General features: G+C 72.6%; 17 protein-coding genes. 15 read left to right on the top strand and 2 right to left on the bottom strand.

Annotated elements, in window-relative coordinates; all coding sequences use genetic code 11:
• The first annotated feature begins 181 nt into the window (after positions 1 to 181).
• From P3T37_RS31900 to ftsY, 3 genes are all read left to right on the top strand, one after another.
• The gene (locus tag P3T37_RS31900; RefSeq protein ID WP_035797752.1) at positions 182 to 385 is read left to right on the top strand and encodes a hypothetical protein; all 204 of its coding nucleotides are present in this window, start codon (positions 182 to 184) and stop codon (positions 383 to 385) included.
• 296 nt (positions 386 to 681) lie between these two features.
• The gene (smc, locus tag P3T37_RS31895; RefSeq protein WP_280727399.1) at positions 682 to 4,293 is read left to right on the top strand and encodes a chromosome segregation protein SMC; all 3,612 of its coding nucleotides are present in this window, start codon (positions 682 to 684) and stop codon (positions 4,291 to 4,293) included.
• A 47-nt stretch (positions 4,294 to 4,340) separates the two neighbouring features.
• On the top strand, positions 4,341 to 5,555 hold the full coding sequence (ftsY, locus tag P3T37_RS31890; RefSeq protein WP_280727398.1) for a signal recognition particle-docking protein FtsY: 1,215 nt from the start codon (positions 4,341 to 4,343) through the stop codon (positions 5,553 to 5,555).
• 51 nt (positions 5,556 to 5,606) lie between these two features.
• Here ftsY and P3T37_RS31885 read toward each other — a convergent pair whose 3' ends face one another.
• Positions 5,607 to 6,299: a bifunctional DNA primase/polymerase gene (locus P3T37_RS31885; protein WP_280727397.1), complete on the bottom strand. Its 693-nt coding sequence runs from the start codon at positions 6,297 to 6,299 to the stop codon at positions 5,607 to 5,609.
• Between the two features lie 356 nt (positions 6,300 to 6,655).
• Between P3T37_RS31885 and P3T37_RS31880 the strand changes: the two genes are divergently transcribed.
• The 6 genes from P3T37_RS31880 (at position 6,656) to P3T37_RS31855 (ending at position 14,839) form a co-directional block, all read left to right on the top strand.
• Positions 6,656 to 8,113, top strand: coding sequence for a hypothetical protein (locus tag P3T37_RS31880; RefSeq protein ID WP_280727396.1), 1,458 nt, complete (start codon positions 6,656 to 6,658; stop codon positions 8,111 to 8,113).
• Between the two features lie 235 nt (positions 8,114 to 8,348).
• On the top strand, positions 8,349 to 9,683 hold the full coding sequence (locus tag P3T37_RS31875; protein ID WP_280727395.1) for an ammonium transporter: 1,335 nt from the start codon (positions 8,349 to 8,351) through the stop codon (positions 9,681 to 9,683).
• Positions 9,683 to 10,021 (top strand): P-II family nitrogen regulator, encoded by a 339-nt coding sequence (locus P3T37_RS31870; RefSeq protein WP_280727394.1) that lies wholly within the window; start codon positions 9,683 to 9,685, stop codon positions 10,019 to 10,021. Before P3T37_RS31875 ends, P3T37_RS31870 begins: the two co-directional genes overlap by 1 nt.
• Positions 10,022 to 10,128: 107 nt before the next feature.
• Complete coding sequence (locus P3T37_RS31865; protein WP_280727393.1) at positions 10,129 to 12,585, top strand: [protein-PII] uridylyltransferase; 2,457 nt, start codon at positions 10,129 to 10,131, stop codon at positions 12,583 to 12,585.
• A gap of 89 nt (positions 12,586 to 12,674) precedes the next feature.
• Entirely contained in the window at positions 12,675 to 14,234 is a 1,560-nt protein-coding gene (ffh, locus tag P3T37_RS31860) for a signal recognition particle protein (protein ID WP_280727392.1), read from the top strand.
• Between the two features lie 83 nt (positions 14,235 to 14,317).
• A complete protein-coding gene (locus tag P3T37_RS31855) occupies positions 14,318 to 14,839 on the top strand; it encodes a GNAT family protein (protein ID WP_280727426.1) in 522 nt (173 codons plus the stop codon).
• Here the strand turns inward: P3T37_RS31855 and P3T37_RS31850 are convergent.
• Complete coding sequence (locus P3T37_RS31850) at positions 14,836 to 15,555, bottom strand: methyltransferase domain-containing protein (protein WP_280727391.1); 720 nt, start codon at positions 15,553 to 15,555, stop codon at positions 14,836 to 14,838. The two genes, P3T37_RS31855 and P3T37_RS31850, sit on opposite strands and share 4 nt — an antisense overlap.
• Before the next feature lie 290 nt (positions 15,556 to 15,845).
• Here P3T37_RS31850 and proS point away from each other — a divergent pair, with 290 nt between their 5' ends.
• The 6 genes from proS to trmD all read left to right on the top strand — a co-directional run bounded on the left by proS (position 15,846) and on the right by trmD (position 20,529).
• On the top strand, positions 15,846 to 17,258 hold the full coding sequence (gene proS / locus P3T37_RS31845; protein ID WP_280727390.1) for a proline--tRNA ligase: 1,413 nt from the start codon (positions 15,846 to 15,848) through the stop codon (positions 17,256 to 17,258).
• A gap of 318 nt (positions 17,259 to 17,576) precedes the next feature.
• Positions 17,577 to 18,158: a hypothetical protein gene (locus P3T37_RS31840; RefSeq protein ID WP_280727389.1), complete on the top strand. Its 582-nt coding sequence runs from the start codon at positions 17,577 to 17,579 to the stop codon at positions 18,156 to 18,158.
• Between the two features lie 194 nt (positions 18,159 to 18,352).
• Positions 18,353 to 18,778, top strand: a complete 426-nt coding sequence (rpsP, locus tag P3T37_RS31835) for a 30S ribosomal protein S16 (protein WP_035797735.1) — start codon at positions 18,353 to 18,355, stop codon at positions 18,776 to 18,778.
• Positions 18,779 to 18,780: 2 nt separating this feature from the next.
• Positions 18,781 to 19,020 (top strand): RNA-binding protein, encoded by a 240-nt coding sequence (locus tag P3T37_RS31830; RefSeq protein WP_280668513.1) that lies wholly within the window; start codon positions 18,781 to 18,783, stop codon positions 19,018 to 19,020.
• Positions 19,021 to 19,132: 112 nt separating this feature from the next.
• Complete coding sequence (gene rimM / locus P3T37_RS31825) at positions 19,133 to 19,696, top strand: ribosome maturation factor RimM (RefSeq protein WP_280727388.1); 564 nt, start codon at positions 19,133 to 19,135, stop codon at positions 19,694 to 19,696.
• A gap of 14 nt (positions 19,697 to 19,710) precedes the next feature.
• The gene (trmD, locus tag P3T37_RS31820; protein ID WP_280727425.1) at positions 19,711 to 20,529 is read left to right on the top strand and encodes a tRNA (guanosine(37)-N1)-methyltransferase TrmD; all 819 of its coding nucleotides are present in this window, start codon (positions 19,711 to 19,713) and stop codon (positions 20,527 to 20,529) included.
• The last annotated feature ends 146 nt before the right edge of the window (positions 20,530 to 20,675 follow it).

Genomic DNA, 20,675 nt, shown 5'->3' with positions numbered 1-20,675 from the left:
CGCTGGAAACCCGCGCACTCGATCGCGTTTTTCGGGCAGGGCCATGCCCTGTGGCCGTACATCCACAGTGTTTGACCTGTATGCCCAGCCAGCACTGCCCGTTATCCGCAGCGCGTGCGTGACCCCTTCCCTCGACCTATACCGTACCGGTTCGGTCACTCAGCGTGGAGGACCATTCATCATGGCAAAGGCGCTTCTCGGGTACGTCGGCGGCCCCGACCCGCGAATGCTTTCCGAGATGCGGCGGCTTCAGCTGCGCGTCCAGGACCTGGAATCCGAGCTGACTCGGATGCAGGCTGAGAACGACGCACTCGTAGCTGTCGCTGACGAGCACTCTCTGCTCAGCAGCATCGATCTGGAGCAGCGCGAGCCCGCGCTCACCTGAATCCACGATCGCTGTCGACCGGCCCTGAACCGATCGGTCGACCTCGCCGCATGTTGACGCATTCCGCTTCCGCACGGGACGCGATCATCAGGGACGCCCTCACCGGCGTCCCTTCGTCGTATCTGCCTGCCCCAGTGCCCCCCGGTCGCCCCCAGTACCCGCCGGCGTGTCCCGCGGCAGGTCGCCCCGCTGATCACGCGGGGCCGTTTTCCTGAGACTGCCCACCGGTCGCCACGGCGAAACCGGCGAGCGCGGCCTGACGGTTCGCAGCCGGTCCCTCCGGATACAGTCGATCCGTGCACCTGAAGAGCCTGACGCTGCGAGGCTTCAAGTCCTTCGCCTCCGCCACCACCCTGCGCTTCGAACCAGGCATCACGTGCGTGGTCGGCCCGAACGGCTCCGGCAAGTCCAACGTGGTCGACGCGCTCTCCTGGGTGATGGGGGAGCAGGGTGCCAAGTCGCTGCGCGGCGGGAAGATGGAGGACGTCATCTTCGCCGGGACCACCGGGCGCGCGCCGCTCGGCCGGGCCGAGGTCAGTCTCACCATCGACAACACCGACGGCGCCCTGCCGATCGACTACGCCGAGGTGACGATCACCCGCACGATGTTCCGCAACGGCGGCAGCGAGTACGCGCTGAACGGCGAGACCTGCCGCCTGCTCGACATCCAGGAGCTGCTCTCCGACTCCGGCATCGGCCGCGAGATGCACGTGATCGTCGGCCAGGGCCAGCTGGACTCGGTCCTGCACGCCGACCCGATGGGGCGGCGCGCCTTCATCGAGGAGGCGGCCGGCGTCCTCAAGCACCGCAAGCGCAAGGAGAAGGCGCTGCGGAAGCTGGACGCGATGGCCGCCAACCTCAACCGGGTGCAGGACCTGGTCGCCGAACTGCGCCGCCAGCTGGGACCGCTGGGCCGCCAGGCCCGGATCGCCCGGCGGGCCGCCGGCATCCAGGCCGACCTGCGCGATGCGCGGCTGCGGCTGCTCGCCGACGACCTGCTGACGCTGCGCCGGGCCGTCGAGGCGGAGGCGGCCGACGAGCTGGCGCTGCGGCTGCGCCGCTCCACCGTCGAGCAGGAGTCGGCGGCGGCGCAGCAGCGCGAGGCGGTCCTGGAGGCGCAGGTCGAGCAGCTCGGTCCGCGGCTGGAGAGTGCCCGGCAGGCCTGGTACCGGCTCTCCGCCCTGGTCGAGCGGACCCGCGGGACGATCGGTCTGGCCGAGGCGCGGCTGCGGCACGCCGCCGCCGGGGGAGCGGCCGAGGAGCGGCGCGGGCGCGACCCGGAGGACATGGAGCGCGAGGCCGAGCGGATCCGTGCCGAGGAGACCACCCTCGCCGAGGCGCTGGAGCAGGCCGAGGAGGCGCTGGCCGACGCCGTCGACGCGCGCGGCGAGTTGGAGCGCGCGCTCACCGCGGAGGAGCGGCGGTTGAAGGCGGTCGCGCGGGCGATCGCCGACCGCCGCGAGGGCCTGGCCCGGTTGCAGGGGCAGGCCGCCGCAGCCCGTTCCCGGGCGGCGAGCGCCGAGGCGGAGATCGGCCGGCTGGCCGCCGCCCGGGACGAGGCGACCCAGCGGGCGCAGGCCGCACGGCAGGAGTTCGAGCTGCTGGAGGAGCAGGTGGCCGGGCTGGAGGCGGGGGACGAGGAGCTGGAGGCGGCGCACGAGGCGGCGCGTGAGCGATTGGCCGGCGCGGAGCGCCACCTGAGCGCCGTCCGGGACGCCGCGAGCTCCGCCGAACGGGAGCGCGCCGCGTTGACGGCCCGGCACGAGGCACTCTCGCTCGGCCTGCGGCGCAAGGACGGCACGGGCGCCCTGCTGAGCGCCGCCGACCGCCCCGCCGGACTGCTCGGACCGGCAGGCGCACTGCTGCGGGTGGCCGAGGGCCATCAGGTGGCGATCGCCGCCGCTCTCGGCGCGGCAGCGGACGCGCTGGCCGTGGACAGCCTGGACACCGCCGCGCAGGCGCTGCGGCTGCTCCGCAAGGAGGACGCGGGCCGGGCGGCCCTGCTGATCGCCGACCCGGCAGCCGCGGTCGAGTCCGCGCCCGCACCGGCCCTGGGCGCGCTGCCCGCCGGAGCCCGTCCGGCCGCCGAACTGGTGGACGGCCCACCGGCTTTGCTCGCGGTGGTGCGCGCCCTGCTGGCCGACGCGGTGGTCGTCGCCGACCTCGACGCGGCGCAGCAGCTGCTCGCCGCCCGTTCCGGACTCACCGCGGTCACCGCCGACGGCGACCTGCTCGCCCGCGGTCTCGCCCAGGGCGGCTCGGCCGCCCCGCCCAGCCTGCTGGAGACCCAGGCCGCCGTCGACGAGACCGCCCGGGCCATCGAGGCACTCGACGCGCGCTGCGCCGAGTCGGCCGAGCAGCTGGACCGGGCGAAGGCGGCCCGCGCCGAACTGGCCGCCGAGGTCGAGCAGCTGGCCGCCGGCCGCCGCCGGGCCGAGCGGCAGCGCGCCGAGGTGGCCGGCTCGCTCGGCCGGCTCGGCGGCCAGGCCCGCGCGGCGGACGGCGAGGCCGAGCGCAGCGCCGTCGCCGTGGAGCGTGCCGAACTCGGCCTGGCCACCGCCCGCGAGGCCGCCGAGGAGCTGGCCGCCCGGCTGGAGACGGCCGAGGAGCTGGCCGAGACCGGCGACGACGAGCCGGACGCCGCCGAGCAGGACCGGTTGGCGCAGGCGTCCGCGCAGGCCAGGCAGGTCGAGATGGAGGCCCGGCTGGCGGTCCGCACCCATGAGGAGCGGGTCCGCGCGCTGGCCGGCCGGGCCGACGCGCTGGACCGCGGCGCCCGCGCCGAGCGCGAGGCCCGGGCCCGCGCCGCCGTCCGCCGCCGCCGGGCCGAGCAGGACGCGGCCGTCGCCACCGCCGTCGCGGACGGCGCCCGGCAGCTGCTCGGCTGCCTGGAGGTCTCGCTGGCCCGCGCCGACGCCGAGCGCTCGGCGGTCGAGCAGACCAGGTCCGGCCGGGAGGCCGAGCTGCGGGCCGAGCGCGAACGCGGCCGGGAACTCAAGGCGGAGCTGGACAAGCTGGTCGACGCCGGGCACCGCGACGAGGTGCTGCGCGCCGAGAAGCGACTGCGGATCGAGCAGCTGGAGGCCAGGGCGCTGGAGGAGTTCGGCATCGAGGGCACCGACCTGCTGGCCGGCTACGGCCCGGACCAGCCGGTGCCGCCACCCACCCCCGAGGAGGGGCAGCAGCCGGGCGAACCCACCGCGTACGACCGCGCCGAGCAGGAGAAGCGGCTGCGCGCGGCCGAGCGTGCCTACCAGCAGCTCGGCAAGGTCAACCCGCTCGCGCTGGAGGAGTTCACCGCGCTGGAGGAGCGCCACCAGTTCCTCGGCGAGCAGCTGGACGACCTCAAGCGCAGCCGCCGCGACCTGATGGAGATCGTCCGGGACGTGGACCAGCGGGTCGAGCAGCTCTTCACCGCGGCCTACCACGACACCGCGGCCCAGTTCGAGGGCGTCTTCTCGCGGCTCTTCCCCGGCGGCGAGGGACGGCTCGTGCTGACCGACCCGGACAACATGCTCACCACCGGCGTCGAGGTGGAGGCCCGTCCGCCGGGCAAGAAGGTCAAGCGCCTCTCGCTGCTCTCCGGCGGCGAGCGCTCGCTCACCGCGGTCGCGCTGCTGGTGGCCATCTTCAAGGCCAGACCCAGCCCGTTCTACGTGATGGACGAGGTGGAGGCGGCGCTCGACGAGACCAACCTGCGCCGGCTGATCGCGATCATGGAGGAGCTGCGGGACAGCTCCCAGCTGATCGTCATCACCCACCAGAAACTCACCATGGAGTCCGCCGACGCGCTGTACGGCGTGACCATGAAGGGCGACGGCATCTCCCAGGTGATCAGCCAGCGCCTGCGCGACGAGCACCGCGAGCGGAAGCAGCTGCCCAGGCAGCAGGCGACGGCAACGCCGTAGGGCCGTTACTCCTGCTGCGGCTGCGCGTCACGGATACTGGTCTCGATATGGAATACGTGATCCTTGCCGTAGTCATCGCCGTGATCGCCATCGGAGCGGTCGCAGGCCTCGTCGTCAGCGGCAGACGACGTAAGGAACTTCCCCCGAAGTCGGCGTCCGCGACCCTCGCGCCGCCGACCCCGAGCGAGCCCCAGATCGGCGAGGAGGCCGCTCCGCCCCGCGCGGAACCGGTCCAGACCGTCGAGGAGGTCCAGCTCCCCGAGACCGTCGAGGCTGCGGAGGTCGCCGAGGCGACCGTCGAGGAGGCTGTCCAGGTCCCGGCGCTGGAGGTCCCGGAGCCCACCGCCGGCCGGCTGGTCCGGCTGCGCTCGCGTCTCTCCCGCTCGCAGAACTCGCTGGGCAAGGGCCTGCTCACGCTGCTCTCCCGCGAGCGTCTGGACGAGGACACCTGGGAGGAGATCGAGGAGACCCTGCTCGTCGCGGACGTCGGCGTGGCGCCCACCCAGGAGCTGGTCGAGCGGCTGCGCACCCGGGTCAAGGTGCTCGGCACCCGCACCCCGGCCGAGCTGCGCGCCCTGCTGCACGAGGAGCTGGTCGCGCTGATCGGCACCGAGGCGGACCGCTCGCTGAAGACCGCCAAGCACGAGGACGGCCGCCCGGCCGTCCTGCTGGTGGTCGGCGTCAACGGCGTCGGCAAGACCACCACCTCGGGCAAGCTCGGCCGGGTCCTGGTGGCCGACGGCCGCACGGTGGTGCTCGGCGCGGCCGACACCTTCCGCGCCGCCGCTGCCGACCAGCTGCAGACCTGGGGCGAGCGGGTCGGCGCGCGCACCGTGCGCGGACCCGAGGGCGGCGACCCGGCCTCGGTCGCGTTCGACGCCGTCAAGGAGGGCATCGCCGAGGGCGCCGACACCGTCCTGATCGACACGGCGGGCCGCCTGCACACCAAGACCGGCCTGATGGACGAGCTGGGCAAGGTCAAGCGGGTCGTCGAGAAGCACGGCCCGGTGGACGAGGTGCTGCTGGTGCTGGACGCCACCACCGGCCAGAACGGCCTGGTGCAGGCCCGGGTGTTCGCCGAGGTGGTGGACATCACCGGCATCGTGCTGACCAAGCTGGACGGCACGGCCAAGGGCGGCATCGTGGTCGCGGTCCAGCGCGAGCTGGGCGTCCCGGTCAAGCTGATCGGCCTCGGCGAGGGCGCGGACGACCTGGCGCCGTTCGAGCCGGCCGCGTTCGTGGACGCGCTGATCGGCGACTGACACACCGACTGCTCACGAAAGGGTCGCCTCCCATCGGGGGGCGACCCTTCGCTACGAGGCGAGCCAGGCCGGCTCGGCCGCCACCCGCTCGCGGCCGCGGTGGCAGGCGTAGGCGAGCGTGCCGAGCAGCAGCCGGGCCTCCGGCGGGCGGGTGGCGCTCTCCCGGCACGGGCGGCGCAGCCAGCGCACCGGGCCGAGCGTGCCGAGCACGGTCGGCGGCGCGGCGACGTAGCCGCCCTCGCCGTGGCAGACCAGGTCGAGGGCGGCGTCGTCCCAGCCCATCCGGTAGAGCAGGTCGGGCAGCAGCGGGGCGGTGCCGCGGGCGACGAAGAAGAGCAGTCGGCCGGTCGGTGCCGCGAGCACCGGGCCGACCTGGGTGCCCATCCGCTCCAGCCGGACCAGCGCCCGCAGGCCGGCCGGCTCGGGGACGTCCAGGACGTCGAAGGCGCGGCCGGTCGGCAGCAGCACGGTGGCCTCGGCGTCGGCGCCCCAGAGTGCTCTGACCTCGTGCGGGGCCGCACCGGGCGGCAGTTCGCGGGGGGCGGCCCCGCGGGTCTGGTGGAGGCCGGGCGCCGCGCAGTGCGGGCGGGCGCAGGCGCAGCGGGCCGCGCAGGCGGAGCGGGGGGCGGCGCCGAGGGCCACCGTCCAGCCCCAGTGCCCGGCGTACTCCGCGGCCGCCTGGCACACGGTGGCGCGGGTACGGCGGCGCGAGCCGAACCGTAGATCGCCGAACAGGTTGTCCATGCCTCCCCCAACAGGTTTCGATTGCCGGCGGTTACGGGACTGTGACGTTCCGTCAATTCTCGCGTCCGGAGTGCGATGTGTGCGGGCGGCGCGCGGTGGCGGGAACGCGCTGCCAATATCGCTTGCCGTCCGGTCCTACTCCAGGGGCCGAACACCGGTCCGGCCGGCTTCCAGTGAAGCGTGCGGGCGTCCTGCGCGGTTCACTCGCGGGGGTGGCGAATGGTGGCGTTTCCCGATGAACCATCCCCCGGACGGCGCAAACGGCGTTACGTTCGGCAAGCGAACCACAGCGGCGGGTGCGCGGCGAAACAAGTGATGACCCCTGCGGGGGCCGGTCGGGACTGGGGTGGCTCCGGATGGCAGACAAACAGCCTAACGAGAAGCTGACGGCGTGGTTCGCGCGCAGTGGGTGGTCCAAGGGCGAGCTTGCCAGGCAGGTCAACCGCAAGGCACGGCAGCTCGGCGCGCACCACGTCAGCACGGACACCTCGCGGGTGCGCCGCTGGCTGGACGGCGAGCAGCCGCGCGAGCCGATCCCGAAGATCATGTCGGATCTCTTCTCCGAGCGCTTCGGCACGGTGGTGGACGTCGAGGATCTGGGCCTGCGCGCCGCGATCCCGGTCTCCACGGTGGCCGGCGGCGGGGTCGACCTGCCGTGGAGCGGGCCGCAGACCGTCCAGTTGATCAGCGAGTACTCGCGCAGCGACCTGATGCTCAACCGGCGCGGCTTCCTGGGGACTTCACTCGCCCTGACGGCCGGCGCAGCGCTGATCGAGCCGATGCAGCGCTGGCTCACCCCCGGTCCCAGCGGCAGCCCGACGCCGATCCTGGCCGCCGCCAACGGCGGGGAGCCGTTCACCGGCCGGCTCTCCGAACCCGAGCTCCAACTCCTGGAGCAGACCACCGTGATGTTCCGCCAGTGGGACGCGCAGAACGGCGGCGGGCTGCGCCGCAAGGCAGTCGTCGGCCAACTCCACGAGATCACCGACCTGTTGCAGGAGACCTACCCGCCGCACATCACCCAGCGGCTGTTCCGGCTCACCGCCGAACTCGCCCACCTGGCCGGCTGGATGTCCTACGACGTCGGCATGCACCCCAGTGCCCAGAAGTACTACGTGCTGGCGCTGCACGCCGCCAAGGAGGCCGGCGACCGCCCGTTCGGCGCGCTGATCCTCACCGACATGAGCCGCCAGATGATCCACCTCAACCGCGGTGACGACGCGCTGGAACTGATCCACCTGGCCCAGTACGGCAGTCGGGACACCGCCACGCCGCGCCAGCAGGCGCTGCTCTACGCGATGGAGGCGCGCGCGTACTCCAACACCGGTGAGGTCAACCGCTGCGCCCGGGCGGTCCGGCTGGCCGAGGACACCTTCACCGACTGCGGGCCGATCGACAACGACCCGGACTGGCTGCGGTTCTTCTCCAAGGCCGAGCTCTACGCGGAGAACGCGCACTCCTTCCGGGACCTCGCCTACCACTCCAGCCGCAGCCCGCGGTACGCCTCGATGGCCGCCCCGGTGATGGCCACCGCCGTCGACCTGTTCCGCGCCGACATGGAGAACCACACCCGCAGCTACGCCTTCAACCTGGTCGGGATGGCCAGCGTCCACCTGCTCCAGGGCGAGCCGGAGCAGGCCGCGCTGATCGCCGAGGAGGCTGTGGAGATCGCGGGCAAGGTGCGCTCGGAGCGGCTGAACACCCGGGTCCGCAAGACCTCCGCGGCGGCCACCGCCGACTTCCGCAGCGTCCCCGCGGTCAACCGGCTGGCGGAGCTGGTGGTCGACCAGATCCCGGAGTTCGAGGCGGTCTGAGCCCCCGGACCGGCGGGTTCCGGTCGACGGTGCGGCACGGTACCTCACCGGCTGTCATGGCACGGCCGAAGTTCACGCACTCGTAACGTCTGCGTCGTCAGCGTCACGGCTGCGAAACACCGAGCCGCACTGGCCGAAACCCGCCTTCGGCACTCTCCTCTCATCGCCGACACCCCGGGTGGCACGGGACAGGGATCCCGGGCGTGGAGCGGCCTTCATTCACGAGGAGACGCCGATGCCGGACGGCTTCAGCGCAGGCGATACCGCCTTTGTGCTCATCAGTGCGGCCCTGGTCATGTTGATGACCCCGGGTCTGGCCTTCTTCTACGGCGGCATGGTCAGGGTCAAGAGTGTCCTCAACATGCTGGTCATGAGCTTCATCGCGCTCGGCATCGTGACCGTACTCTGGGTCCTCTACGGGTACAGCCTGAGCTTCGGCACCGACGCCTTCCACGGCCTGATCGGCAACCTGGACCACGTCGGGATGCGCGGGATCGGCATGAACGATCTGGCCGGAAGCATTCCGGTCACCGCCTTCTCCGCCTTCCAGCTGATGTTCGCGGTGATCACCCCGGCGCTGATCAGCGGCGCGATCGCGGACCGCGCGAAGTTCGCCGCCTGGGGCCTGTTCGTGGCGCTCTGGGTGACCATCGTCTACTTCCCGGTCGCGCACTGGGTGTTCTTCTTCGACAACGGCCACGGCGGCTGGCTCGGCGACCGCAACGGCGTGATCGACTTCGCCGGCGGAACCGCCGTGCACATCAACGCCGGTATGGCGGGCCTTGCCCTGTGCCTGGTGCTCGGCAAGCGGGTCGGCTTCAAGAAGGACCCGATGCGCCCGCACAGCCTCCCGCTGGTGATGCTCGGCTCCGGGCTGCTCTGGTTCGGCTGGTTCGGCTTCAACGCCGGCTCGGCGCTGGCCGCCAACGGCCTGGCCGGCATGGCCTTCATGAACACCCAGATCGCCACCGGCGCCGCGATGCTCGGCTGGCTCGCCTTCGAGCGGATCAAGCACGGCGCCTTCACCTCGCTGGGCGCGGCCTCCGGCGCGGTGGCCGGCCTGGTCGCCATCACCCCGGCCTGCGGCTCGGTCAGCATGCTCGGCGCGGTGGCCATCGGCCTGATCGCCGGTGCGATCTGCGCCGCGGCGATCAGCCTCAAGTACCGCCTCGGCTTCGACGACTCGCTCGACGTGGTGGGCGTGCACGCGGTCGGCGGTGCGATCGGCTCGCTGCTGATCGGCTTCTTCGCCACCGGCCACGTCGGCCAGACCGCGCGCGGCCTGTTCTACGGCGGCGGCATCGGCCAACTCGGCAAGCAGGCGATGGGCGTGGCCGTGGTCGCGGTCTACTCCTTCGTGATCTCCTGGTTGCTCGGCCAGGCGATCCAGAAGACCATCGGCTTCCGGGTCAGCGAGGACGTCGAGGTGGCCGGCATCGACCAGGTCGAACACGCCGAGTCGGCGTACGACTTCAGCACGGTCGGCGCCAGCCTCAGCCGCGCCCTGTCGAGCCACGCCCCGGCCCCCGCCGGTTCCACCACCGCCACGAAGACCGAGGTCGACGCCTGATGAAGCTCATCACCGCCGTGATCAAGCCCTACCGCCTGGATGCGGTCAAGGAGGCCCTGCAGGCCTTCGGGGTGGACGGACTGACCGTCACCGAGGCCAGCGGCTACGGCCGTCAGCGCGGACACACCGAGGTCTACCGGGGCGCCGAGTACACCGTCGACCTGGTCCCCAAGATCCGGATAGAGGTCCTGGTCGAGGACGCCGACGCCGACGAGCTGCTGGACGTCCTGGTGAAGGCCGCCCGGACCGGCAAGATCGGCGACGGCAAGGTCTGGGTCGTCCCGGTCGACTCCGTCGTCCGAGTGCGCACCGGCGAGCGCGGGCCCGACGCGCTCTAGTCCCCGAAAGAAAGCGGACCTGCGGATTCCCGGTGAATCCGCAGGTCCGCCGACGGCATTCTCCGGCGGCCCGCCATGCCGCCCGTACGACGGACGGAGAGCCCGCAGTGACCCCCACCGACTCGACGGAACCCGCCGGACACCCCGCGGACCGGGCCGAACTGCTAGCCCGGCCAGGCCTGTCAGGACCCGCGCGCCGCATCGCGCTGGCCGAGCTGGCGGACCGCTGGCTCAGCTCGCTGCTGGAGCAGGCCGACCCGCCCGCGCACGTCGCCCTGGTCGCCGTCGGCGGCTACGGGCGCGGCGAACTGTCCCCGCGCAGCGACCTGGACGTCCTGCTGCTGCACGACGGCGCCGAGGTGGGCGCCCTCGCCGAGCGGCTCTGGTACCCGGTGTGGGACAGCGGGGTCGCCCTGGACCACTCGGTCCGCAGCCTCGCCGAGGCCCGCACGGTGGCCGCGGCCGACCTCAGGGCCCAGCTCGGCCTGCTGGACGCCCGGCACATCGCCGGGGACGCCGAGCTGACCGCCGCACTGCGCTCCGCGATACTGGCCGACTGGCGGGCCGGCGCGGCCGACCGGCTGCCCGAACTGCGCGAACTCGGGCGCGCCCGGGCCGAGCGGCACGGCGAGCTGGCGTTCCTGCTGGAGCCCGACCTGAAGGAGGCCCGCGGCGGCCTGCGGGACGCGGTGGCGCTGGACGCGATCGCCGCCTCCTGGCTCGCCGACGCCCCGCGCGAGGGCCTGGCCGCCGCCGTCCAGCGGCTCTCCGACGTCCGCGACGCGCTGCACCTGACCACCGGACGGGCCACCGAGCGGCTCTCGCTGCAGGACCAGGACCAGGTCGCCGCCACCCTCGGCGTGCTGGACGCGGACACCCTGCTGCGACAGATCTACGAGGCGGCCCGGACCATCTCCTACGCCGGCGACGTGACCTGGCGGGCCGTCGACCGGGTGCTCGCGGCGCGCTCGACCAAGGGGCGGCGCCCGTTCTCCTTCCCGTTCGGCGGCTCCGGGCGGGGCGCGGGCGCGGCGGCCCGCGGCGCGGTAGTGCGCCGGCCGCTGGCCGAGGGCGTGGTGGAGCAGGACGGCGAGGCGGTGCTCGCGCTGGGCGCCCGTCCCGCGCACGACCCGGTGCTCGTCCTGCGGGTGGCCGCCGCGGCGGCGCAGGCCGGTCTGGTGGTCGGCCACGCGACGGTCCGCCGGCTGGCCGCCGAGAGCAAGCCGCTGCCGGTGCCCTGGCCGGACGAGGCGCGCGAGCAGCTGATCACCCTGCTGGGCGCCGGCGAGCCCGGCGTACCGGTCTGGGAGGCGCTGGAGGCCGAGGGGCTGATCACCCGGCTGCTGCCGGACTGGGAGCGGGTGCGCTGCCGTCCGCAGCGCAACGCCGTGCACGTCTGGACGGTGGACCGGCACCTGGTGGAGACGGCGGTGCGCGCGGCCGCGATGACCCGCCGGGTGGCCCGTCCGGACCTGCTGCTGGTCGCCGCGCTGCTGCACGACCTGGGCAAGGGCTGGCCCGGCGACCACTCCGAGGCGGGCGAGGTGATCGTCCGCGACGTGGCCTCCCGGATGGGCTTCGACCAGGACGACACCGAGAGCCTGGCGATGCTGGTCCGCCACCACCTGACGCTGGTCGAGACGGCCACCCGGCGCGACCCGGACGACCCGGCCACCGTCGAACTGATCGCCAAGACCGTGGGCACGGTGCGCCACCTGGAGCTGCTGCACGCGCTCACCGAGGCGGACGCCACCGCGACCGGCCCGGCCGCCTGGAGCAGCTGGCGGGCCTCGCTGGTGGCCGGCCTGGTCGACCGGGTGGCCGCGGTGCTGACCAAGGGCCCCTCCTGCCCGCCGGCGGGCAAGGAGGGCGACCCGGCGCTGCCGCCCGCCCTCGCCCCCTCCGTCGACCACGAGCGGCTCGCCATCGAGGCGGCCCGCACCGAGGGCCCGGCGCTCTCGCTGCGGGCCGAGGCCGCGCACGACCCCGAGGCGGGCGAGCCGATGGGCGTGCGGCTGGACCTCGCCGTCCCGGACCGCCCCGGCCTGCTCGGCACGGTGGCCGGGGTGCTGGCCCTGCACCGCTTGGCCGTCCGCTCGCTGCACCTGTGCGAACTCGACCCGATCGGCGCGGGCCCGGTCCTGCTGCTCTCCTGGACGGTCGCCGCCGAGTACGGCGAACTGCCCGAGGCAGCCCGGCTGCGGGCCGACCTGCGCCGGGCCATGGACGGCTCGCTGGACGTCGCCCGGCGGCTCGCCGAGCGCGACGCCGCCGCCCCGCGCCGGCGCGGCATCTCCACCCCGCCGCCGGTGGTCGCGGTCGCCCCGGGCGGCGCCTCGGCCTCGGCGACGGTCCTGGAGGTCCGCGCGCACGACGCCCCCGGCCTGCTGCACCGGATCGGCCGGGCGCTGGACGAGGCCGGCGTCCGGGTCCGCACCGCGCACGTCTCCACGCTGGGCGCCGACGCCGTCGACGCCTTCTACCTCACCGACCCGGCCGGCCGGCCGCTGGCCCCTGAACAGGCCCGCGAGGTGGCCGCCGCGGTGCAGCGCACACTGGGCTGACCGGGGTGGAGACCGCAGCTTGAGCGGCCGGATACCCTGGTGGGCGACGACCGTACTCATACCGATGCCGCAAGGGACCCGCGACCGACGTGTTCGACACTCTTTCCGACCGCCTCGCAGCGACGTTCAAGAACCTCCGGGGCAAGGGCCGCCTCAGTGAGGCGGACATCGACGCCACCGCCCGCGAGATCCGCATCGCCCTCCTCGAGGCCGATGTCGCGCTCCCCGTGGTGCGGGCCTTCATCAAGCAGGTCAAGGACCGCGCGATGGGCTCCGAGGTCTCGGGCGCGCTGAACCCCGCCCAGCAGATCATCAAGATCGTCAACGAGGAGCTCATCAACATCCTCGGTGGCGAGACCCGCCGACTGCGCTACGCCAAGACCGGCCCGACGGTCATCATGCTCGCCGGCCTCCAGGGTGCCGGTAAGACCACCCTGGCGGGCAAGCTGGGCCACTGGCTGAAGAGCCAGAAGCACACCCCGCTGCTGGTCGCCTGCGACCTCCAGCGCCCCAACGCCGTCACCCAGCTCGGCGTGGTCGCCGAGCGCGCCGGGGTGGCGTTCTACGGCCCGCAGCCCGGCAACGGTGTCGGCGACCCGGTCCAGGTCGCCCGCGACTCGATCGAGTACGCCAAGCAGAAGCAGTACGACGTCGTCATCGTCGACACCGCCGGCCGCCTGGGCATCGACGCCGAGCTGATGCAGCAGGCCGCCGACATCCGGGCCGCGGTCAACCCGGACGAGGTGCTCTTCGTCGTCGACGCGATGATCGGCCAGGACGCGGTCACCACCGCGCAGGCCTTCCTCGACGGCGTCGACTTCACCGGCGTGGTGCTCTCCAAGCTGGACGGCGACGCCCGCGGTGGCGCGGCGCTGTCGGTGGCCCACGTGACCGGCCGTCAGATCATGTTCGCCTCCAACGGCGAGAAGGTCGGCGACTTCGACGCCTTCCACCCGGACCGGATGGCCTCGCGCATCCTGGGCATGGGCGACATGCTCTCGCTGATCGAGAAGGCCGAGCAGACCTTCTCGCAGGCCGAGGCCGAGAAGATGGCCTCGAAGCTGCAGGGCGGCGGCAAGGACTTCACGCTCGACGACTTCCTGTCGCAGCTGGAGCAGGTCCAGAAGATGGGCTCCATCTCCAAGCTGCTCGGCATGCTCCCGGGTATGGGCCAGATCCGCGACCAGATCAACAACATCGATGACAAGGACGTCAACCGCGTCGGCGCGATCATCAAGTCGATGACCCCGGCCGAGCGGACCGACCCGAAGATCATCAACGGCTCGCGCCGGCTGCGCATCGCCAAGGGTTCGGGCGTCGGTGTCGGCGAGGTCAACAACCTGGTCGAGCGGTTCTTCGACGCCCGCAAGATGATGTCCGCGATGGCCTCCGGCAAGGGCATCCCCGGCATGCCGGGGATGCCGGGCATGGGTGGCGGCAAGAAGGCGGGCAAGAAGGCCCAGCCCGCCAAGGGCCGCAAGAAGTCCGGCAACCCGCTGAAGCGGGCGCAGGAGGAGCAGGCCGCCGCCGAGCGCAAGGCACTCGGCCCGGCCGGTGCGCCGCAGGCCGACGGCGGGGCGTTCGGCCTCGGCGCGGGCAAGGGCCCGGCCGACTTCGAGCTCCCCAAGGAGTTCAAGGACCTGCTCTGATCCTTGGGGGCCCCTGTCTTCACCCTGGCGGCCCGTCACCTCCGTGGTGGCGGGCCGTCGGCATGCCCGATGATGTCCGGATGATGCGAGTGACGATCCGAGAGCCCAGGCCCGCCGACGCCGGGGCGTACGCCGAGGCCGTGCGGCGGTCCGCCGAGCACATCGGCCAGTGGAACCCGCTGGAGCCGGACGGGCTGCCCGAGTTGCTGCAGCGTCAGGGGCCCGGGCTGCGCACCTTTCTGATCATCGACCGGGAGACCGGTGGGCTGGTCGGCAAGTGCAACGTGGCCAACATCGTGATGGGTCGCTTCTGCAACGGCGCTCTCGGCTACGACAGTTACGTCCCGTTCAACGGCACGGGCCGGATGACCGAGGGCATGCGGCTGGTGATCGACCGCTGCTTCGCCGACCAGGCGAACGGCGGACTCGGCCTGCACCGGCTGGAGATCAACGTGCAGCCGGACAACGAGCGCTCGGTCGCGCTGGCCCGCCGGCTCGGCTTCCGGCACGAGGGCTTCACCCCGCGGATGCTCTTCATGTCCGGCGCCTGGCGCGACCACGATCGCTTCGCGCTCACCCGCGAGGAGTGGACCCCGGTTTCCTAGGCCTGGCGCGGCTTCTCGGCCACCACGTACCGGAAGACGTTGGCCATCCGCACCGAGCCGTCGGAGAGGCCGAACGGGTGCAGCGCCTCGACCAGCTCCTTGGTCACCAGCACCTCGCCGGAGTACTCCACCGCCGCGTCGAACAGGCCGGTGGAGAGCAGGCCGCGTACCGCGCTGTCCAGGTCCGGGTAGGCGAACGGGCAGCTCACCCGGCCGCTCCCGGCCGGCCGCAACCCGGCGCGGGCCGGCAGCTGCTCCAGCGCACCCGGGGAGCTCAGCGCGAACGGGTCCCGGTCCGGCAGCGGCGCGCTGCGCCGGTGCGCGACCTCCAGCACGGCGGCGCTCTCGCACCGCTCGGCCGGGCCCCAGCCGGCCAGCACCAGGTGGCCGCCGGGCAGCACCGCGTCGGCCGCGGCCGCGACCAGCTGCTGCGGGTCCTCGACCCGGTGCAGCTCCTCGAAGACGGTGACCAGCGAGTGGGCCGTCCGGGGGTAATCCGGATCGGCCGGCTCGCGCAGGCCGTCCGCCAGCACCCGCAGCCGGCGGTCGCGGGCCAGCTCGCGCAGCTCGGGCGCCGACTCCAGGCCGGTCACCTGGGCGCCCCGGGCGGCGGCCAGCAGCAGCGCCAGCCCGGAGCGGCAGCCGAGCCCGAGCACGCTGCCGGCCGGGCCGACCTCCAGGCGCTGGTAGACCGCCTCGTAGAGCGGGACGAGCATGCGCTCCTGGATCTCGGCCCAGTCCCGTGCCCGTGTGCTCCTGTCGGCCCGTTCCGACCGTGTCGCCGTGCCTTGCGCTGAAGCCATTCCTGCGGCCTCCCATCCGGTCCGTGGACGTGCTGCGAATGCTCCCCCCAACTGTCCCGCCCCGCATCCAGCGAACAGCGCGCCGGGCGCGGCGTCCAGAGGGGTGCACGGGGGTATCCGCGCCGGGTGGTCGTGCGCCCCTCGCGCTCTCCTCGCGCGCCGCCGATTCACAGTCGGTCGGCTCGGCCCCGTACCCTCGCACCATGGCTAAGGCACCCGTTCTCACCCCCCAGGCGGAAGACTTCCCGCGCTGGTACCAGGATCTGATCAACAAGGCCGAGCTGGCCGACAACGGTCCGGTGCGCGGCACCATGGTCATCCGACCGTACGCGTACGCGCTGTGGGAGCGGATGCAGCAGGACCTGGACGCGCGGATCAAGAAGGCCGGCGCGCAGAACGCCTACTTCCCGATGTTCATCCCGCAGTCCTACCTGACCAAGGAGGCCGAGCACGTCGAGGGCTTCGCCCCCGAGCTCGCGGTGGTCACGCACGGCGGCGGCAAGGAGCTCGAGGAGCCGATCGTCGTCCGGCCGACCTCCGAGACGATCATCAACGAGTACTTCTCCAAGTGGGTGCAGAGCCACCGCGACCTGCCCCTGCTGATCAACCAGTGGGCCAACGTGGTCCGCTGGGAGCTGCGCCCGCGGGCCTTCCTGCGCACCACCGAGTTCCTCTGGCAGGAGGGCCACACCGCGCACGCCACGTACGAGGACGCGCGGGCGTACGCCTCGCGGATCCACACCGAGGTCTACGCCGGCTTCATGACCGACGTGCTGGGCATCGACGTGACGCTCGGCCGCAAGACGGCCAAGGAGCGCTTCGCCGGCGCGATCAACACCCTCACCCTCGAGTCGATGATGGGTGACGGCAAGGCCCTGCAGATGGGCACCAGTCACGAGCTGGGCCAGAACTTCGCCAAGGCGTTCAACACCACCTTCCTGTCCAACGGCTCGGAGCGCGAGCACGTCTGGCAGACCTCCTGGGGCGTCTCGACCCGGATGGTCGGCGGCCTGATCATGTCGCACGGCGACGACAGCGGCCTGCGGGTCCCGCCGCGGCTGGCGGCCGTGCAGGCCGTCGTGCTGGCCATCAAGGGCGACGAGGCGGTGCTGGCCAAGGTGCGCGAGATCGGCGCCCAGCTGGAGGCCGTCGGCGTCCGCGTGGTGGTCGACGACCGCACCGACACCCCGTTCGGGCGCCGCGCGGTGGACTGGGAGCTCAAGGGCGTCCCGGTGCGCATCGAGGTCGGTCCGCGCGACCTGGAGGCCGGCACCGCGATGCTGGCCCGCCGGATCCCCGGCGGCAAGGAGCCGGTGTCGGTGGACAGCCTGGCCGCCGTGCTGCCCGGCATCCTGGAGGAGGACCAGGCGCTGCTGCTCGCGCAGTCCCGCGCGCGCCGCGAGGCCCGCACGGTGGAGGTCGCCACCATCGACGAGGCGGTCGAGGCCGCCGCCACCGGTTGGGGTCGGATCTCCTGGGCGGAACTCGGTCCGCAGGGCGAGGCCAAGCTTGCCGAGCAGGGTGTCTCGGTGCGTTGCATTGTTGCCGAAGACGGTTCTGTTCCGGCCTCGGACGACCAATCGGGAAACATCGCGATCGTCGCAAGGGCCTACTGAGTAACTAGTCGGTGACGCTGTCCGGTCTACTGACCGGTCAACTCCCCGCCAGGCTGAACTAGCGGTACGGTAAACGGCCCGTGGCCCTGTCAAGTCGACCGGGCCCCGGGCCGTACGCCTGGGAGCGGCCAATTCGGCGTGCCCGGGAACGGCGGACCCGGCGAGGAACGACGGGTTGCAGACATTGAGGGGGTTGGCCTTGCGTCAGATTCCACGCGCTCAAGAACGGCACTGTCACACAGAGCTGAGCATTCGCTGGGAATTCCCAGTAAATGCCCAAGGATGGAACAACGGCACGCACTCCCTCGTTGGCATAGCGTGAGCACGACACAGCCCCTCGTCCTCGCGGCCGAACTGGCCGCCGCCTGGAGCGACATCCAGGCCTACCACCACGACCTGCCCGACCTCGCCTCGCCCGAGGCGCTGATCGGCGAGTCGTCCTCGGCCTGCGGCACCCAGCTCGGCTTCGAGCGGCTGCTGCACGAGGCCGCCCACGGTCTGGCAGCCGCCCGCGACATCCGGGACACCTCCCGGGCCGGGCGCTACCACAACCGCCGATTCCTGTTGCTCGCCTCCGAGTTGGGCCTGGCGCACCCGGTCGAGCCGCACGCCAGCAGCGGCTTCTCCCAGGTGACCATGCTCGCCGAGACCGAGGAGCGGTACGCCACCACCATCGACCGCCTGGAGCTTGCGCTGGGTGCTCACCAGCAGGCCGTCACCGGGGACGGCGGCGTGCTGCGCGCCTTCCGCGGCCCGGCCGGCCGGCACGGGTCCTCGGGCGGCGGCGTCCGCGTCAAGGCCGTCTGCGGCTGCGGCCGCAACGTCCGGGTCGTGCCGTCGGTGCTCGCTCAGGCCTCGATCGTCTGCGGGGCCTGCATGCAGCCGTTCAAGATCACGTGAGGTCGCTCTCCCTGGCCGGGGCACTGCCCCGGTCGGGTAGGACGCCGTCGTGTGGCACAATCGATAGCTGATACCCGGCAGCCGAGCAGGACCCCTCTCTCCTACGGCTGGCGTGTCATTCGAACGGCCGACCCTGCAACCCCACGCAGGAGAGCGGTCGCTCACCCACGTCAACTCCAGGAGAACCCACTCCCGTGGCAGTCAAGATCAAGCTCAAGCGTCTCGGTAAGATCCGCTCCCCTCACTACCGCATCGTCATCGCCGACTCGCGCACCAAGCGCGACGGCCGTGCGATCGAGGAGATCGGCATCTACCAGCCGACGTACAACCCCTCGAAGATCGAGGTCGACAGCGACCGCGCCCAGTACTGGCTGTCCGTCGGCGCCCAGCCGACCGAGCCCGTGCTCGCGATCCTCAAGCTGACCGGTGACTGGCAGAAGTACAAGGGCCTGCCCGCCCCGGCCCCGCTGCTCGTCGCCGAGCCCAAGGTCGAGGACTTCTCGCACCTCTTCGCGAAGGCCGTTGCCGGCTTCGAGGACAGCACCACCGGTGTTGCCATCACCCCGAAGGCCAAGAAGTCGGACAAGGTCGAGGCTGACGCCGAGACCACCGAGGCCTGATCGTGATCGAGGACGCCCTGGACCATCTGGTGAAGGGCATCGTCGAGCACCCCGACGAGGTGCAGGTGCGCTCGCGCAACCTGCGCCGGGGCAACACCATCGAGGTCCGGGTGCACCCCGATGACCTCGGCAAGGTGATCGGCCGTGGCGGCCGTACCGCACGCGCTCTGCGCACTGTGGTCGGCGCCCTCGGCGGGCGCAACGTCCGCGTCGACCTGGTCGATGCAGACAGCATCCGCTGACGGCTGTCGTCGTCTGCTCGGGACCGGCCGGGACGCGTCAACGCGTCCCGGCCGGTCCTTTTTTCCCACCGTCTTTTTTCCACCATCTTCCCGAAGCTCAGGAGTGCTCACCGTGCAGCTCGTCGTCGGCCGGATCGGCCGCGCCCACGGCATCAAGGGGGACGTCAGTGTCGAGGTCCGTACGGACGAGCCCGAGCTCCGGCTCGGCCCGGGTGCGGTGCTGTTCACCGACCCCGCCTCGGTCGGCCCGCTGACCGTCGAGTCGGGCAAGGTGCACAGCGGTCGGCTGCTGCTGCGCTTCGCCGGCGTGCAGGACCGCAACGCCGCGGAGGCGCTGCGCAACACCCTGCTGATCGCCGAGGTCGATCCGGAGGAGATGCCGGAGGACCCGGAGGAGTACTACGACCACCAGCTGATCGGGCTGGACGCGGTACTGCTCGACGGGACCCCGATCGGCGAGCTCACCGAGGTCGTCCACCTGCCGTACCAGGACCTGCTCACGGTGACCCGGCCGGACGGCACCGAGGTGCTGATCCCGTTCGTCTCGAAGATCGTGCCGACCGTCGACCTGGAGAACCAGCGGGTCGTCATCGACCCGCCCGGCGGCCTGATCGACCCCGAGAACGCCGAGGTCGACCTCCCCGAGGACGCCGACGCCGCCGAGGGTTCCGAGTGACCGAGCAGCACGGCATGCGGATCGACGTCGTCAGCATCTTCCCGGAGTACCTGGAGCCGCTGAACGTCTCGCTGGTCGGCAAGGCCCGCGCCCGCGGGCAGCTCGACGTGCGCCTGCACGACCTGCGCGGCTGGACCACCGACGTGCACCGAACGGTGGACGACACGCCGTACGGCGGCGGACCCGGCATGGTGATGAAGCCGGAGCCGTGGGGCGCCGCGCTCGACGCGGTGCTCGCCGACGGGCCGCCCGGGCTCGTCCCGACCCTGGTGGTGCCCACGCCCAGCGGCGTGCCGTTCACCCAGGAGCTGGCCCAGGAGCTGGCCGGACGCCCCTGGCTGGCGTTCGCGCCGGCCCGCTACGAGGGCATCGACCGCCGGGTCATCGACGAGGCCGCCACCCGGATGCCGGTGGTCGAGGCCTCGATCGGCGACTACGTGCTGGCCGGCGGCGAGGTCGCCGTGCTGGTGATGGTCGAGGCGATCGCCCGGCTGCTGCCCGGGGTGCTCGGCAACGCCGAGTCGCACCGCGACGACTCCTTCGCCCCCGGCGCGATGGCCGACCTGCTGGAGGGCCCGGTCTACACCAAGCCCGCCGAGTGGCGCGGCCGGGAGGTGCCCGAGGTGCTGCTCAGCGGCAACCACGGGAAGATCGCCCGCTGGCGCCGCGAGCAGGCCTTCGCCCGCACCCTGGCCCACCGCCCGGATCTGGTGGCGCGCTGGAGCAACGGCGACTTCGACAAGAAGGACCGCGAGGCGCTCAGCATCCTCGGCCTGTTCTGGGACGCGGACCTGGGCCGATTTCGGTCCACGGTCGATCCTGTGGAAGAATAGGCGGCTGCTGTCTGTCGCTGGGCTCCCCGCAGGGGATCCAGTGGTCCGGTACCCCCGCCACGGGGGGTCTACCGCCAGCCGACGCGACCCGCAGCTCACCCCATCAGGACCAATTTCCGTGGGCGGCCCGTGGCGCCTGCGATGGA

The sequence above is a fragment of the Kitasatospora sp. MAA4 genome, from assembly GCF_029893355.1.
GTDB lineage: Bacteria > Actinomycetota > Actinomycetes > Streptomycetales > Streptomycetaceae > Kitasatospora.
The sequence above is the reverse complement of the archived record's forward strand: the minus strand, read 5'-3'. Positions and strand labels throughout refer to the sequence as shown.